Source organism: Brevibacillus sp. NPDC003359 (genome assembly GCF_042878995.1).
Taxonomy (GTDB): Bacteria; Bacillota; Bacilli; order Brevibacillales; family Brevibacillaceae; genus Brevibacillus.
Genome location: NZ_JBIAOR010000016.1, coordinates 23,820 through 40,366, shown reverse-complemented (window position 1 = coordinate 40,366; position 16,547 = coordinate 23,820). Strand labels below are relative to the sequence as shown.

General features: G+C 46.3%; 12 protein-coding genes. 6 read left to right on the top strand and 6 right to left on the bottom strand.

Going from position 1 to position 16,547, the window contains the following annotated elements; translation table 11 throughout:
• The first annotated feature begins 20 nt into the window (after positions 1 to 20).
• Positions 21 to 1,010, top strand: a complete 990-nt coding sequence (locus ACFYU8_RS26225) for a cation diffusion facilitator family transporter (RefSeq protein WP_390305410.1) — start codon at positions 21 to 23, stop codon at positions 1,008 to 1,010.
• A gap of 49 nt (positions 1,011 to 1,059) precedes the next feature.
• On the opposite strand, the gene acsA is transcribed toward ACFYU8_RS26225, so the two are convergent.
• Complete coding sequence (acsA, locus tag ACFYU8_RS26220; protein WP_390305412.1) at positions 1,060 to 2,772, bottom strand: acetate--CoA ligase; 1,713 nt, start codon at positions 2,770 to 2,772, stop codon at positions 1,060 to 1,062.
• 161 nt (positions 2,773 to 2,933) lie between these two features.
• Between acsA and ACFYU8_RS26215 the strand changes: the two genes are divergently transcribed.
• The 5 genes from ACFYU8_RS26215 (at position 2,934) to ACFYU8_RS26195 (ending at position 8,479) form a co-directional block, all read left to right on the top strand.
• Positions 2,934 to 3,833 carry a metallophosphoesterase gene (locus ACFYU8_RS26215; protein WP_390305480.1) on the top strand — a complete coding sequence of 300 codons (900 nt, stop codon included), beginning with the start codon at positions 2,934 to 2,936 and terminating at the stop codon, positions 3,831 to 3,833.
• Between the two features lie 42 nt (positions 3,834 to 3,875).
• On the top strand, positions 3,876 to 4,883 hold the full coding sequence (locus ACFYU8_RS26210) for a PucR family transcriptional regulator (protein ID WP_390305414.1): 1,008 nt from the start codon (positions 3,876 to 3,878) through the stop codon (positions 4,881 to 4,883).
• Between the two features lie 112 nt (positions 4,884 to 4,995).
• Positions 4,996 to 6,111, top strand: coding sequence for an ABC transporter ATP-binding protein (locus ACFYU8_RS26205; RefSeq protein ID WP_390305416.1), 1,116 nt, complete (start codon positions 4,996 to 4,998; stop codon positions 6,109 to 6,111).
• Between the two features lie 111 nt (positions 6,112 to 6,222).
• Positions 6,223 to 6,993 carry a Cof-type HAD-IIB family hydrolase gene (locus ACFYU8_RS26200; RefSeq protein WP_390305419.1) on the top strand — a complete coding sequence of 257 codons (771 nt, stop codon included), beginning with the start codon at positions 6,223 to 6,225 and terminating at the stop codon, positions 6,991 to 6,993.
• A gap of 85 nt (positions 6,994 to 7,078) precedes the next feature.
• Entirely contained in the window at positions 7,079 to 8,479 is a 1,401-nt protein-coding gene (locus ACFYU8_RS26195; RefSeq protein WP_390305421.1) for a S8 family peptidase, read from the top strand.
• Between the two features lie 63 nt (positions 8,480 to 8,542).
• On the opposite strand, the gene ACFYU8_RS26190 is transcribed toward ACFYU8_RS26195, so the two are convergent.
• The 5 genes from ACFYU8_RS26190 to ACFYU8_RS26175 all read right to left on the bottom strand — a co-directional run bounded on the left by ACFYU8_RS26190 (position 8,543) and on the right by ACFYU8_RS26175 (position 16,532).
• Entirely contained in the window at positions 8,543 to 11,533 is a 2,991-nt protein-coding gene (locus ACFYU8_RS26190; protein ID WP_390305424.1) for a hypothetical protein, read from the bottom strand.
• A 90-nt stretch (positions 11,534 to 11,623) separates the two neighbouring features.
• Complete coding sequence (glmU, locus tag ACFYU8_RS26185; RefSeq protein WP_390305426.1) at positions 11,624 to 13,000, bottom strand: bifunctional UDP-N-acetylglucosamine diphosphorylase/glucosamine-1-phosphate N-acetyltransferase GlmU; 1,377 nt, start codon at positions 12,998 to 13,000, stop codon at positions 11,624 to 11,626.
• A gap of 22 nt (positions 13,001 to 13,022) precedes the next feature.
• Positions 13,023 to 13,178, bottom strand: a complete 156-nt coding sequence (locus tag ACFYU8_RS31530) for a YwzD family small protein (protein ID WP_483862307.1) — start codon at positions 13,176 to 13,178, stop codon at positions 13,023 to 13,025.
• 115 nt (positions 13,179 to 13,293) lie between these two features.
• Positions 13,294 to 15,126, bottom strand: a complete 1,833-nt coding sequence (gene glmS, locus ACFYU8_RS26180; RefSeq protein WP_390305428.1) for a glutamine--fructose-6-phosphate transaminase (isomerizing) — start codon at positions 15,124 to 15,126, stop codon at positions 13,294 to 13,296.
• A gap of 44 nt (positions 15,127 to 15,170) precedes the next feature.
• Positions 15,171 to 16,532 carry a nucleotide sugar dehydrogenase gene (locus ACFYU8_RS26175; RefSeq protein WP_390305430.1) on the bottom strand — a complete coding sequence of 454 codons (1,362 nt, stop codon included), beginning with the start codon at positions 16,530 to 16,532 and terminating at the stop codon, positions 15,171 to 15,173.
• Positions 16,533 to 16,547 lie beyond the last annotated feature (15 nt).

Sequence of the window (16,547 nt, the reverse complement as noted above, 5' to 3'; positions counted from 1 at the left end):
TTGATAAGGAGGACACAATCATGGGCTTTCATCATCACGATCATGGAGATGGGCACGATCACGATCACCATCACCATGGAAAAGGAGCCAGCAAACGGGCTCTTTTCATCTCTTTCCTCATCATTGCTGTATTTTTGGTTATAGAAACCATTGGGGGCTTCCTCACCAATAGCTTGGCATTGCTCTCTGATGCTGGACATATGTTAAGCGATGCATTAGCCCTTTTGTTGAGCTTGATCGCCGTTCATTTCGCAGCACGACCGCCATCTGCCAAGAGAACATTCGGGATGAAGCGCTTTGAAATCTTGGCAGCACTGACCAATGGCGTGACGCTTGTACTGATTTCCTTGTTCATTTTCTGGGAAGGATTCCAACGTATGTGGAATCCGCCTGAGGTTGCCAGCGGCTCCATGATCATTATCGCCACTGTAGGTCTCTTGGCAAATATTGCTGCAGCCATTGTACTCATGCGTGGCGATACCAAAAACAACGTCAATGTACGTAGCGCGTATCTCCATGTACTCGGCGATCTTCTCGGTTCCGTAGGTGCAATTATTGGTGGTATCCTGATGTGGGCTTTTGGCTGGTACATTGCCGATCCGATCATTAGTATCGTCGTTGCTATCTTGATCATGCTGAGCGCATGGCGCGTAACAAAAGAATCCATCAATATTTTGCTAGAAGGTGCTCCTTCAAGGCTGGATACGACAAAAGTAGAAGAGCGACTCAGTCAGCTACCGGGAGTTATCAAAGTGCATGACCTCCACATTTGGACAGTTACTTCCGGCTTTGATTCCCTGACATGCCATCTGGTTGTTGAGGATGATTTGCCTAGCTACCCTGTGTTAAATGACGCGCTGGCCCTCTTGGAAAAAGAATTCGGCATGACACACGCTACTATCCAGATTGAGAACTCGTCTACTACACACGGTGACTTACATTGCCAGGCAACAGCCGATTCCCACGATCATGACCATGCGCATGATCATAAACAACATAGCCATTCCTAACAAAAGAAAACCATCTCCCGACATTTTCGAGAGATGGTTTTTCTTGTGATTAATCTTCCATGGTAGACAGGTCACCAGTCGGTAGACCTAATTCCCACGCTTTCAAGACGCGGCGCATGATTTTTCCGGAACGTGTTTTTGGCAGCTTGTCGCGGAATTCGATTTCACGAGGAGCAGCATGTGCAGCCAGTCCTTCTTTCACAAACTTGCGAATTTCATCCATCAACGCTTCACTTGGCTCATAGCCAGCTCGCAGCGAGATGAACGCTTTGATAATTTCACCACGAACCGGATCTGGTTTACCGATGACACCCGCTTCCGCTACTGCTGGATGCTCCACGAGCTTGCTCTCTACTTCAAACGGACCGACTCGCTCACCAGAAGTATTGATCACATCATCAATACGGCCTTGGAACCAGAAGTAGCCTTCTTCATCCTTGTATGCGGAATCCCCGGATACGTACCATCCTGGGATGCTGAAGTATTCTTCGTACTTCGCTGGGTTGTTCCAGATTTGTCTCATCATGGACGGCCAGCCCACACGGATTGCCAGATTCCCCATACGATTCGGCGGCAATTCGTTGCCACGGTCATCGATAATCGCGGCATAAATACCTGGGAACGGCTTGCCCATCGATCCAGGCTTGATTGCCATACAACGATAGTTAGAAATCAGTTGAGCACCTGTTTCCGTCATCCACCAGTTGTCGTGAATGCGCTGATTGAACACGCGCATTCCCCAATGAACGACTTCAGGGTTCAGCGGTTCACCTACGCTAAGTACGTGGCGCAGACTGGATAAGTCAAACTGCTTCACGAGTTCGTCCCCTGCCCCCATGAACATGCGGAACGTCGTTGGAGCACTGAACCAGATCGTTACTTTATTTTTTTCAATCACTTTGTACCATTCTTCGGGAGTAAAACGCCCTCCTCGAACAACAATGCTCGCTCCATTCAACCAAGGAGCAAAAATGCCATAAGAAGTGCCCGTTACCCAACCTGGGTCTGCCGTACACCAATAAATGTCATCCTCTTGCAAGTCGAGAATCCATTTTCCAGTCTGGTAATGCTGGATCATGGCGTTATGCACATGCAGAACACCCTTTGGCTTGCCCGTTGAACCTGATGTATAGTGAAGGATCAATCCATCCTCCCGATCAACCCATTCGATTTCCAGCTCGGAGGAGGCTTCTTCCATCGCTTTTTCAAAGCTAATATGTCCTTCGTTTACCTCTTCTGCTCCCACGACAATCACGTGCTTCAAAGCAGGAAGTTCACTTACGGGAATGCGTGGCAAGAGTGCTGGTGTCGTGACGATCGCAACTGCTTCGCTATTTTCCAAGCGATCACGCACAGCCGCTTCCATGAACGCTTCAAACAGTGGTCCTACGATTGCCCCAACCTTGATCGTCCCTAAAACGCTTACATAAAGCTCCGGCGAACGCGGCATAAAGACGAACACGCGGTCGCCTTTTACAATACCCAAATCCCGCAAAACATTTCCGAATTTATTAGATAGCTCGCTTAATTGCGCGAACGTATAAGTCTCGTCTCTCGTCGCATTACTGTACATCAAAGCGACTTTGTCTTTCCGATCTGTAGCGAGATGTCGATCAATGGCTTCATACGCCATGTTCACTTTCCCTGTCTCATACCAAGAAAACTGCTTTTCAACATCCGCCCAATCAAAATTCGCATATGCTTCGTCATAATTTTCCAGATTATAAGAGCCTTCCGTTGCTGGAATTTTCTCCACGTTCATGTCTTCACTCTCCCACTCTACATCTTTTTTCTCACTACACAACATTCATAATATTTCTACATTTTTTGAGTAATTCCTCCTGCCAGAACCTACTTATTCGATCGCGAACATTTTCCTGTATAATGACGGTATTCTTACCGCAAAGGAGATGGCTGACCATGATGATCTGGCTTATTTTACTTGGGGCTATCGCCTTGTTGCTTTTTCGAGCCTATCGCAATACATTTGATGTTCAAATAAAAGAAGTATCTATATCCTTGCAAAAATCCCGGCACCTTCAACATCCGCATGAGCTTGAGCCGGTTTCGATCTTGCATTTGTCTGATTTGCACATGGAAAACTTATCTGTACTGCCCCAGCGCATTGTCGATGACTTCTCGCAGCGTCAGGTGGACCTGATTGCCATTACCGGCGACTTGCTCGACCGCGAAATCAATATTCCGAAGGCTGTTTCTTTTGTGCAATGCCTCCAGCAATTGAAGCCAGCACTCGGAACTTACGTGGTGTTTGGCAATCATGATTACGTGCTTAGCCCTTTCAAGCTCGCGCAGTTAAAATCAGAACTTACGCGCATTGGCTGTCGTGTTCTCATCAACGAAAATGAAACGATCTATCACAAGGGGCAGCCCTTGCACATTATTGGTGTGGATAATTTCAGCACACGCCATAGCAACTTGGAAAATTCATTCTTCGGTGTACCCGAAACGGGAGCAAGGCTTGTCTTAACCCATGATCCTAATATCGTTTTGCATATGAAAGAGTATGCTTACGATTATTTGTTGTCAGGGCATTTTCACGGCGGGCAGATCCATTGGCCTCGCCCCTTTCATCTCGCAACGATGGGGAAGCTGCCTAAGCTGAACATGGTAAAAGGTCTTCACGAGATGGATGGTCGACTCTTTTACATCAGTGAGGGTCTGGGGCAAACAGGGGTAAACATTCGTCTGCGTTCCCGTCCCGAGATCACTCTGCATGTACTAGGTAGTGATGCTCCATTTAACGAGATGACCGCTCCTGCTGTTGCTCTACAAGAAACAGCTGCCACGCTCGCCCTCGACTAAGGTATAATAGCCTTACTTTCGTGTCGAGATGGGGGTCACCTTGTGGAAAAATGGAAGAGAGATGTCGAGCACATCCGACAAGCGACAAATTTACCTATCGAATATGTACAAGTCTCACAAACAGAATCAGCACAAGCCCAGCAAGAATGGGTACAAATAGGCTGGGAGCAAGCTGCCCTCCATTCGAGTAATGGTGTGATGACAGTGATCCTTATCGAAACTGCCTCTTGGCATTCTTCAGCCCGAGCGTTGTTGGATCTGATTTTTCCTCACGTGGATGACCCAGCAACGCTCCCCCTCCCCAAACAGATATCCAGTTGGCTTTCAGGCATTGTCACTGGCTCCCCTGTTGCAATCCCTGCACAGTTGGAAGTAAAATGGCCGTGGAAAGAACCGCGCGTTTCCTTTTTATTAGAGCGATGCAGACCAGATCGTACGGGAGAATGGGATTCCCTACAGCCCTTGTTACATGATTTCTTTGAAGGAGTACCCGATTTCATTCCGTTGACTCAAACACATGCCCTTCTCATCGTCCCTGTCTCCATGCTCGATCATCAAAAAACGGCTTCAGAGCTTTTGGAGTGGGCATCTGGCCTGTATGATCTGATCTCGATAGAATGGATGGAACCCGTTCGCCTCGTTGTCGGATCGCCTATCATGAGTCCAATTGCATTGAGCGATACTCTTTTACGACAATTATCACTTGCCAGTGCCCTTCAATCCTATCGACCACAAATGATGGTTGCTGGAGACTGGTCTTATCCGTTAGAACGATGGGCAGCTTCTCTTCCCAAAGAAATAGTAGATGCAATCGCCAACGAACTGGCTGCTGTCATAACCATGCCGCACATGACAGATGAACAGCTAGAAACATTAGATACATTGTTCGCCAGACAATTGAATGTAAGTGATACAGCACGGCAGCTCTTCCTTCACCGGAATACACTCTTGTATCGATTGGACAAGCTGACAGAACAAACCGGATTAGACCCGCGATTGTTTCCTGATGCCGTCATGCTGCAACTCTACCTTCTCTTTCGTCAAAATTAACAAAACATTTCGTATATACTGTCCGTATCCATCTTGCCTGTGAATTGATACCCTACCATTACAGTCATCCAAGAATTTGCGCTCTTCACAAACCCGAGGAGGTGCCTTTTTCATGGCAAAGGTAAGTCTTTCCCACATTTATAAACGATATGGAAATAACGTAACGGCAGTTGACGATTTTCACTTGGAAATTCAAGATCGGGAATTCCTTGTACTCGTCGGACCATCTGGTTGTGGAAAATCTACCACACTGCGCATGATTGCAGGTCTGGAAGAGATTTCGGAAGGTGATTTATACATAGGTGATCGCCGTGTCAACGATGTGGCTCCCAAAGATCGCGACATCGCCATGGTTTTCCAAAGCTATGCACTCTATCCGCATATGAACGTATATGAGAATATGGCATTCGGACTGAAATTGCGCAAATTCTCCAAATCTGATATTGATAAGCGAATTCAAGATGCAGCTCGAATCCTCGATATTTCGCATTTGCTAGACCGCAAGCCAAAAGCTCTGTCCGGGGGACAAAGACAACGTGTCGCTTTGGGTCGCGCGATCGTGCGTGAGCCGCAAGTATTTTTGATGGATGAGCCGTTGTCCAACCTCGACGCGAAACTGCGTGTACAGATGCGCACGGAAATTTTGAAACTACATCAACGCTTGAATACCACCATCATTTATGTGACACACGATCAAACGGAAGCCATGACCATGGGAGACCGGATCGTTGTCATGAAGGACGGCCTTATCCAACAGGTAGCAACCCCAACTGAAATCTACAATCATCCAGTCAATCTGTTTGTAGCGAGCTTCATCGGCTCGCCTGCGATGAACTTTGTGAAAGGCAATCTTTCCGAGAAAGACGGCGTACTTCTTTTTGATGCGCAAAATATTCATGTACGCTTCCCAGAAGATAAAGCCAAGACTTTACGGGAAAAAGGTTATGTAAACAAGCAGGTTATTTTTGGTATTCGCCCTGAGGATATTTATAGCGACGCCTCTTTTATGGAAGCAAATCCATTTGAGAGCACGCTTACAGCCGAAGTTGAAGTCGTAGAAAACATGGGCTCCGAATTGTTCGTCTATTTCCACAATATCGGGGATACCCAAATGGTAGCGCGCGTGGATTCTCGTGAAGCACTAAAACCAAAGATGAAGGTAAAACTAGCGATGGATCTTGCCAAATGTCATGTATTTGACAGCGAGACAGAAGTAGCTGTATTCTAATAGCGACGTGAGAAGGAGTGTCCCATCCGGCATTCCTTTTCCTATTTTTTTGTGCAAAACCTTTATAGAGAGAACACCTAGAGAGATAGCGTGGAGAGGAGCGGATAAGAAGTGGCTTATCAAATCGTCTTTTTTGACATTGACGGAACCTTACTGAACACCGATCACATCATTCCACAAACAACGGTGGACGCCGTACAAAAATTAAAACAAAACGGTGTCCATGTCGCGATCGCAACAGGCCGAGCTCCTTATCATTTGATGCCAATTGCTGAACAACTGGGCATTGAGACATTCGTGGGCTTTAACGGGTCGTATGTGAAGAGCGAAGGAAAGATCATCCATCACACGCCAATTGCTACAGATACATTGGCAAAGCTCGAACAAATGGCAGAGGGTCATTCCCATCCTATGGTATTTTTGAGCGCAGATCACTGTTACGCCAATGCCACGGACCACCCACATATCATCGAGTCTTTTGATTGGTTGCGACTGGAATCCCCGACGTATCGCCATCGTTACTGGGAAGAAACGCCGATTTATCAAGCGTTTCTCTACTGTGGCGCTGATGAATCGAGGTATACGGGTGAATTCCATGACGTCTCTTACATTCGGTGGCATGAACACTGCATGGATATTTTGCCCCCAAATGGCTCCAAGGCAAAAGGAATTGAAGCAGTCTTAAAACATTTTGGACTAACTCCTGCGGATGCTGTAGCCTTCGGAGACGGATTGAACGACAAAGAGATGCTCTCCTATGTTGGCATGGGAGTAGCGATGGGGAACGCTCATGAAGAATTGAAGCCGTTCGCTAACATAATTACACGACACGTAAACGACAATGGCATCCACCATGGCTTAGTTACGCTTGGTTTAATTTAGTCACTCTAACTGTAAGCTATTTCCTTCATAATCACTCCCTTCATGTGCACGCTATAGACAACAGCACTGGAGGGAGTGAGTTTTTTTGCGCGTCTGGCCTTTTGTTGCCGCTGTTGCCTTGGTCGGTCTCGTCGTTGTCCCGTATCGGATGAATCAGAATGCAGAACAAGAAATGCGCGAACCTCATCCCCGCGTGACATCGGTTCAAGCGAGAATTCCTCGTATTAACTACATTGAACAGGTGAAAGACATTCGTCGTGACCTGGAGAACAAAAGTCATATTCAAACGCTTCATCATAACCAACGTGATCGCAGTCATTATGTAGAAAATGAAGTCGTCGTACGCTTTTCACCTCACCCTAAACAAGAAAAAATTGATCAACTCGTTTCTTCGTTGGATGCCAAGATCAAACGTGATTTTGACAAATTTCTCATTATCAAATCAAAGAGCTTGACCACCAAGCAGCTCATGAAAAAACTGGCTGAACACCCTGACTCGGTATTTGCCGAGCCGAATTATCTCCTACTCCCCAATGTGAAGCCGAACGATACGTACTACAAGGAATATCAGTGGAATCTTCCTCTGATTGGCATGGAGCAAAGTTGGGACGTCAGCGAAGGCAGCGGTGATGTCATCGTTGCAGTCGTCGATACAGGTGTGGATATGAAGCATCCAGAATTTGCTGGTAAGCTTGTCAAAGGCCACAACGTTTTGAATGGCAGTAACACACCTCAGGATGATAATGGTCATGGAACCCACGTTTCGGGCGTCATTGCCGCGAAAACGAACAACGCAGATGGTATTGCCGGGATGTCCTGGAATAGCAAGCTCATGCCGATCAAAGCCATTGGCGCAGACGGTTCAGGCTCGGCCGTGGATATCGCCCAAGGTATTTATTGGGCGACAGATAACGGAGCGGATGTCATCAACTTGAGTGTAGGTAACTATACCTCCTCTGCTGCTCTGCGGGAAGCTTGTCGTTATGCCTTTGATAAAAATGTCGTGTTAGTCGCGGCTTCCGGAAACGATTCAAGTGATCAGCCTAGCTATCCTGCTGCCTATGATGAAGTTCTTGCCGTTGCCGCTGTCGATCACCGAAAAGAACGCGCCGATTTTTCCAACTTCGGTGATTATGTGGATGTATCAGCCCCCGGGGTTGATATCCCGAGCACTTACATTTATAGCGACTATGCCTCGCTATCAGGTACTTCGATGGCGTGCCCTCATGTCGCTGCACTCGCTTCGCTCATTCGTTCCATTCATCCCAATATGAATACCAAAGATGTAATGAATCTCATTAAACAATCCGCGACTGACCTCGGTGCTCCTGGTCACGATCAGTTATACGGGTACGGTATGATCAATGTGAACCAGGCCCTTCGCCAAGCCCAGCCGGTCGAGCGAGTCAAAACAGAACAACCGCCAAAAACAATCGGCGGCTTGCTTAATAAGTTTTTTCAACGTCTGCGTTTTGGTGGACAATAATTTTTTCGGTACCATCAAGGTCGCAAGAAACAGAAAAAAGGTGGCATTGACCACCTTTTTTTGTTAATCAGACTTTGGTTTACCATACGCTTCATAAGCCTTGCGCATAATCTCAAAGCTTTGCTTTTTTCGTTCATGGTACGTCGGCAGATCCCATTGCTTCCATTGATACAATAGAGGTTTTGGAGCTTCCGTCGAGTATGGCTTGTGGCTAGAGTGTGCAAATACTTCCACTCCGACGCCTTGACTTTCTGTTGGCACGATACCATTCTCTTCATACGGATATTTCCAAACTTGTTTACTGCTCGGGTCAGTAAAACCCAAAAGCATCCACGGAATACGTATTTCCAATACATTGCCTTTTGCATACCAATCGGCTAGCGAGTTGAACGCCGGATCTTCTGGATCAGAAATCCCAGGCTTCATGATGCCTACTTCTAGCTCTTCAAAAGGGACTGTTTTCTTGCTTTGCGGCAAATACAACGCTTTGTTAAGCGTCAGCTTCCAAGGCAAGAACAGCCCTTTATTCGCTTGATTGTACCGTTCGTCCCAAGGGAACATCCCTTTGATGTACCCATAAAGCCACATATGCTGATCATAGGCACTATTGACAAAAATACGAGAATTGCTTTCCCCTTGCATTTGCAGCAAAAATTCGATCTCTTGAGAAAACGTAATACCTGGCGCTTTATCAGCAGTCCTGCTCCCACCACTCAACGTATCGAAGCCAATATCGAGCCTATCCTTCGAAAAATCCCAATCTCCTTCATTCTTCTTAAGCATAAGAAACAAATACGCCTCATCGTGTGAAACAGAGAGATCGAATCCCGGATAAGAACGTTTGACGCGCTGAAATCTTTTTTCCCAATCATTTGTTTTCCCATCGAGCATGATCTGATCAGAGGCATAATTACCTGGTTCCACAGCGATGACGCCGAATTTTTCCTCGTTCGTCAACGGATTGTTCCACATTGCCCTCCGCTCCCAAGGCAGTTCTAGGTCAATCGTATTCCAGGTAAATTTGAACCACTCATCCTGCCACGCAAACAAAAGTGCTCCATCGTAGCCTTCTTCATAAATATTGCGCAGCATATCGGCATTGATCTCGCCTTGTTCTTTTTCCGTATGCATTCCCTGATTCCGTCCAGAAGGTCCATAATGAGTCATCCCTCGTGAACTGGGTACACCATATTCGGCAACCAACAACGGGATTCCTTTATGGTGGGCTCGCAGATCACGCAAGTATCCTGCATACGGGTCTATTTTGCCACTAGAATCCCGATACGTTTGGTACTTCTCCTCATATCGCAAGAAGTCCGGGTAGTACGGGTAGATATGATAAGCCGCAAAGTAACCAGCTGTCCATTCCGCTGATGATTTCAGATTCATCGGATCTATAGAAACCATATCCTCTTGCGCAAGTGGCTCATTGGGATGCGACAGCGGATCCGTCGTCAGCCAGTTTGTGAACGATACCGGATGCTGCCAGCCGTATCTCATCTCTTCCTCGGCCAAATAATCAAGCATAAAGGCAAGCCAATTTTCGAAAGGAGAAGCTTTTTCCGTTGCCATGATATATTTTCCCTGGTAAGGGGGCATGTTTGGATGTAATGCATTCGTCACCTGTACCGTATACGGATGCCACTCTGTACCGAGTATCCACCCCACCAAGTATGGCGATACATCAGTTCGATATGCACCACTGGCACGACCGTATCGCTCTTGGAGAGTCAAGTCTCCATGGACGGCTTGAACAGCGTCTTTAATCTCTTGGCGAAAATCACTCGTGATCTCGGGAGTGAACGCATCCCGGCCTTTTCGATCTTCACCCGCCAAGGCTTCATCCGGTGACCAGATGCCTTGCAAGAGAAGTAGAGGCTCTTCCTGCTTTTCGTTAAACTCGTATAAGGCTTCATAAAAAATTGGAGGTAGGATCGTATAAATGCGAACCACTTTGTTATTCATTTCCTTCATTTGTGAAAACCAACGCAAGTAATCCTCTCGTGTCGGGGAGAGTTCGCCTGGATAGTGCCCTGGTGTCGTTGCCCCCAGGTTTATTCCCGCCCAAAACACAGGGTCCCATACTTGTCCGTTATAGAGGGCAATATCCCCACCGTCTACTTTGGCAACTAGCTTCTTGCCACCGTCCTCGAATACAGGCATGGGTTTTGCATTTTTGCTTGCGCCCTTTTGGACTTTGCTTTTTTCGACGAGTTCCTTCCACTTCTCGTAATCATGGACGGCGTATCCTGCATAGCCCGAAAATTTTCCCAGGTTATTTTCGAGAATAGCCAGTTGTTCCTCCAATCCGCCATGCCCTTCTTCATAAAAGGTTGTGTTTTCCCCTTCTGCGCTTTGCAGTAGGTTCACCCCTACAACCACTTTGTTCTTGTATTGGCTCGCTTCGTTCATGATCGGGATCACAATTTCCAATACCCCGTTCGGTCCTTCTACCATGTCGCGATAGGCCATTAATGTAACATGATCGAGCGTTCTGACCAGCCATTTGCTGACGCTTTCCGATTTGTCTGCCAGCGACAGTTCGTACATCCAAAACGGAATATCAACACTTAGCTCCAAAGCAGGGTCCTTGTTGATTTCCGTGGACAAGTATTCGATGTTGGCTACCCATTCGTTTTTAATTTCTTCCTTATTATCATTCCATTCAGGTAATACATGAGGTTCTATATCGAGATGGACACCGCTAAATCTTTCTTCTTCTCCAACTGATTTGTTATAGGCCTGAACCCAGTTTAAAAAGGAGGTAATACTTTTCCGATTGGAAACGAGGGACCATACCGGATCACCTGCAAGTGCATCTACGCGAATGCCGGATGCCTTTGCTTCCTTAATAAAGGAACGATAATCTTGATCGACGACATTTTGTTGATCAATATGCAAGTAAATGAGATTGACATCATGTTGTTTGGCAAACGCAATGATTTCTTCTCTTTCTGTAACAATAAGCTGTGTATTCCAAATCCAGGTAGCTATCATCGGCGGAGTTCTATACAAATAAGCAATGATTGCAATGACTGGGATGATGATGATCAAAAAACCAAGCAGCAGCTTTTTTTTGCTTGATCGATGTTGTTCTGGTTCTGAGCTAGCTGTAAAAATAAGACATCCCCCTACTGACTGAGATTATATGCGGGTTGCCATCAACCGTTTGGCATACTGCTCTTTAATACTCTGGCGTTCTCTGGCGATGGCCAAAGCGTTGTTCGGAACATCATCTGTAATCGTAGAGCCTGCGGCTACATAGGCGCCCTCTCCGATAGTAACCGGAGCTATCAAATTTGCATTGCAACCAATAAAAGCGTGATTTCCAACGGTCGTTTTATGCTTACGGACGCCATCATAGTTGACAGTGATTGTTCCGCACCCTACATTTACATGTTCACCAATATCAGAATCACCAATATACGAGAGATGAGCAACCTTTGAGCCTTTCCCGAGACGCGAATTTTTCAGTTCGACAAAATCTCCAACCTTCGCCTCCTCACCTACATCTGAACCCGGACGAATATAGGCATAAGGACCAACCGTTGCACCGTCACGAATCGTGCTATTACATGCATTTGAGTAACGAAATTCTACCTTACATCCTACGGCGCAATCACTTAAGTCTGCATTCGGTCCGATGACACAAGCGTGTCCAATTATTGTTTTCCCGCGGAGGTACGTTCCCGGATGAAGAACCGTATCAGGTTCGATACTCACATCTGCATCAATATAGGTAGTGGCTGGATCAATGATCGTCACCCCGTTTTGCATATGATGCTCATTGATTCGCATACGGAGCACTCTCTCAGCAGCAGCTAACTGGATTCTGTCATTTACGCCGCTTCCCTCTGCCGCATCATCTGTCATGTAAGCGGCAATGCGTTCGTTTTGCTCCTTTAAAATGGTTAAAACATCAGGCAAATAGTACTCTTTCTGAGCGTTATCATTTTTCACACGGGAAAGAGCTTGAAACAGCTTCTGGTTGTCGAAACAATACATGCCTGTATTAATTTCGCACACTTGCCGTTCTTCTGCCGTTGCATCCTTATGCTCCACAATCCGGTTCACAAAGCCTTTTGCGTCGCGGATCAATCGTCCATAGCCTGCCGGGTCGTCTACTCGTGCAGTTATTACAGTTGCGGCTGCATGTTGGGTTTCATGCTGCTCAAGCAGTTGCACCAGCGTTTTCTCCCTCACCAATGGCGTATCCCCGCTCAACACGATCATTGTCCCCTGTTTGTTATGCAGCAGGTCAGCCGCCATCAACACTGCGTGGGCAGTTCCTAATTGCTCTTGTTGGTATGCATAACGCACCGAAGCACCAATCTGCTTTTCTACTTGCTCGGCTCCATGACCGACAACCAAAATAATCTCGTGGATTCCAAGAGCATGTAATCGGTCGACAATATGCTGAATCATCGGTTTTCCACAAACCTCATGGAGCACTTTGCAACGCGTAGATTTCATGCGTGTTCCTTTTCCTGCTGCCAATACGATTGCATAACGACTACTCATATGATCCTCCCATCCGATCCCCTTATTTGCTTTCATTGAAGTACGGCTTTACTCTGTTAACAATATCCTGAACAATATCTCGCGTTCCCATTGTTGTTGTCTGTTGACCTTTCTCGTAAACCTGAAGCATGATCTCTATCAAAGTTTTTTGATCAAGAATTTGGTCAGTGGAATCCATCATGGACACTTCAGCCCCTTACGGAATGCATATAGATCCAACAAGTCGAAATGGGGAAAGAATCCCGACCTCTCTATAAGCAGACGGTTCCGGGATTCTTCCAAATCAGATTTGCTTATTCAACGGTTACACTTTTGGCAAGATTCCGTGGTTTGTCAACATCATTGCCTAATGCCAGTGAAGTGTAATACGAGATCAATTGCAACGGAATAACGGACAAGATGGGGGTAAACACTGACAAGGTAGCAGGCACAAAGCATACCTCATCTACATTTCTGTGCAGCTCGACATTCCCTTCCAGCGTGATTGCTAACACTTGCCCACCTCGTGCTTTGATTTCTGTGATATTGCTAACCATTTTTTCTTCCAGCTCTTTTTGTGTCACCAAGGCAATGACAGGAGTCCCTTCTTCAATCAAAGCCAGCGTACCATGCTTCAATTCCCCCGCAGCGTATGCCTCTGAGTGAAGGTAGGAAATTTCCTTCAGCTTTAGGGACCCTTCCAGCGCCACAGCATAATCAATGCCTCGACCGATAAAGAACAGACTGGTGTGATTTTTTATGGATTCGGCATAAACACGAATCTCATCCGCATGCAGGAGTGCCTTTTCAGCCTGTTCCGGCAACTGTCTCAGATGGGCAATCATGAATTCTCTCTCGTTTTCCGCAAGAGTCTTCTTCACTTGAGCCAGGTACAATCCAAGCAGATAGAAAACGATTGCCTGTGAGGTGTACGCCTTCGTCGAAGCGACAGCAATTTCCGGTCCAGCAAAGGTAGCAAGCACATGATCAGCTTCACGGGCAATAGAGCTGCCCTGAACATTAGTGATAGCCAAAACCTTTGCTCCTAGTCGCTGACCTTCCCGCAAGGCTGCGAGTGTATCAGCCGTTTCACCCGACTGACTCACGACGATGACCAGCGTTTTTTCAGATAATATAGGGCGGCGATATCTGAATTCTGAAGCGACATCGACCTCTACCGGTATCCTTGCCAATTCTTCAATCACATGCTTACCAATCAGCCCTGCATGATAAGCGGTACCGCACGCTACGATGAATATTTTCTCAAAGCCTTTGATTTGTTCTGGCTGCAATTGCAACTCTTTCAAAACAATACGCTTTCCGTCCTCGTCAATCCGGTTGACCAGGGTATTTCGGAATGCATTTGGCTGTTCGTAAATTTCTTTTAGCATGAAGTGCTCAAAACCGTCCTTCTCCGTCTGTTCCACATTCCAATCTACACGGAATAAATCACGTTGAAGCGGTTCGTTTGTTTCCACTTTCAAGAGAGAAACGCTGTCTTTTTTAAGAACTGCCATTTCCCCATCTTCCAAGATGACAATATCACGCGTGTGCTCAAGAACGGCTGAGATATCCGAGCCAATGAAGTTTTCTCCTTTGCCTACCCCGATAATTAATGGACTTGCTAATCGGACTGCCACTATTTTATCTGGTTCGTACTCGCAAACGACGCCGAGAGCATATGCCCCTCGCATCCGAAGTACTGCATTTCGAACCGCGGTGACGAGATCGCCTTCGTATAATACAGCAATGAGATGAGCAATGACTTCTGTATCGGTCTCCGATGTAAACGTGACCCCATGATCCAAAAGATCTTGTTTGATTTCCAGATAGTTTTCGATAATACCGTTGTGAACAACAGAAAACTTGCCCGATTCATCCGCATGCGGATGTGAGTTTTCGTCTGATGGTCGACCATGTGTGGCCCATCGCGTATGTCCAATTCCCAAAGAACCTTGAATCGGAGAATGGTCGAGCCGCTCTTCCAAAACGGCCAGTCGTCCTTTCGATTTGCAAATCTTCATTTTTTCACCGGTAAATATCGCGACACCAGCCGAGTCATAGCCGCGGTACTCCAACTTCTGCAAACCATTTGTCAGGATTTTTTGGGCTTGCCCCTCACCAATGTATCCAACAATTCCGCACATACGATTGCCTCCCCTGTTACGTAATCTTCAGCTAGTCTCTCAAGTTAAGCCAGAAGTACGAATCGTTCTTCCTCGACGTGCATCTTTGCCGGATTCCCCAGCTTGTAAATGTGTTGACCCGTTATGCTGTCAAAAGCATTTCGTGTATCAATGATGGCTACTCCCAAGTCAGCAAACTTCTGGTAATCAAAGCTCTTATGATTCGTCACGAGCACCATGCAATCGTAATTTTTCATTTGATCCACGTCATATGAAATGGAACGGACCGTATTCCCACGTTTGTCCGCAAAGCTTAGTGCATACGGATCGTAGTAATCTACATGTGCCCCATTTTCCTGGAACAACTCGTATATATGTAAACCCGGAGATTCACGAAGATCATCGATATCAGGTTTGTAAGCCATCCCCAAAATAAGAATTCGTGAGTTTTTAATCGATTTTGCATAGAGATTCAGTACTTGTGCAGTCTTGTTGATGACATAGTCCGGCATATTGTCGTTAATCGATTGCGCCAGTTCGATGAATTTACTATGAAAGCGGAATCCTTTTGCTTTCCAGGAGAGATACATCGGGTCAAGAGGAATGCAATGTCCACCAATTCCAGGGCCTGGATAAAACGGCATATAGCCAAACGGTTTGGTAGAAGCCGCTTTAATAACCTCCCACACATTGATCCCCATTTTGTCGCACATTAAAGCCATCTCATTGATAAAGGCAATATTTACACTCCGGAATGTATTTTCTAATAATTTCGACATTTCGGCTACCTTTGGTGAAGAAACCGTTACTACATTTGTAACCAGATTTCCATACAGCAGGGCACCCAGCTCCAAGCACTTCGGTGTGGTTCCCCCGATTACTTTTGGCGTATTATGTGTATTGAATGAATGATTACCTGGATCTACACGCTCAGGAGAGAAGCAAAGGAAGAAATCTTTTCCGACTGTTAGGCCCAGCTTTTCGAACTCCCATTGAATCAATTCTTCTGTCGTTCCTGGGTACGTTGTACTTTCTAAGGTGATCAAAAGGTTTTTCTTTTTGTATTTGATTATTTCTCGGACGACTCCCTTAATAAAGGACGTATCCGGGTCTTGATTTTCACTGAGTGGTGTCGGAACACATATGCTGACCGCATCCAGCTCCTTGAGCACCCGGTAATCAGTGGTCGGGAAGAATCGTTGAGCAGAAAGACTTGATTGGACCAAATCGTCCGGAACATCCTGAATATACGACCTGCCTACTTGCAAAGTTTCCACCTTCCGTTGGTCCAAATCAATGCCATAAACAGAGAACCCGCTTTTTGCCATTTCCATAGCCAAGGGCAGACCAACATATCCTAGCCCGATTACCCCAACTTTTACGGTTTTTGATTCCATTTTTTGCTTCAACTTTGTGAAGTAGCTCATTTTTTGTTCCTCCCT

Bases quoted from the DNA above. Each gene is read 5' to 3' on its own strand.
- ACFYU8_RS31530 (WP_483862307.1), bottom strand. From the start codon at position 13,178: ATGGATTCCACTGACCAAATTCTTGATCAAAAAACTTTGATAGAGATC.
- ACFYU8_RS26205 (WP_390305416.1), top strand. From the start codon at position 4,996: ATGGCAAAGGTAAGTCTTTCCCACATTTATAAACGATATGGAAATAAC.
- glmS (WP_390305428.1), bottom strand. From the start codon at position 15,126: ATGTGCGGAATTGTTGGATACATTGGTGAGGGGCAAGCCCAAAAAATC.
- acsA (WP_390305412.1), bottom strand. From the start codon at position 2,772: ATGAACGTGGAGAAAATTCCAGCAACGGAAGGCTCTTATAATCTGGAA.
- ACFYU8_RS26175 (WP_390305430.1), bottom strand. From the start codon at position 16,532: ATGAGCTACTTCACAAAGTTGAAGCAAAAAATGGAATCAAAAACCGTA.
- glmU (WP_390305426.1), bottom strand. From the start codon at position 13,000: ATGAGTAGTCGTTATGCAATCGTATTGGCAGCAGGAAAAGGAACACGC.
- ACFYU8_RS26225 (WP_390305410.1), top strand. From the start codon at position 21: ATGGGCTTTCATCATCACGATCATGGAGATGGGCACGATCACGATCAC.
- ACFYU8_RS26215 (WP_390305480.1), top strand. From the start codon at position 2,934: ATGATCTGGCTTATTTTACTTGGGGCTATCGCCTTGTTGCTTTTTCGA.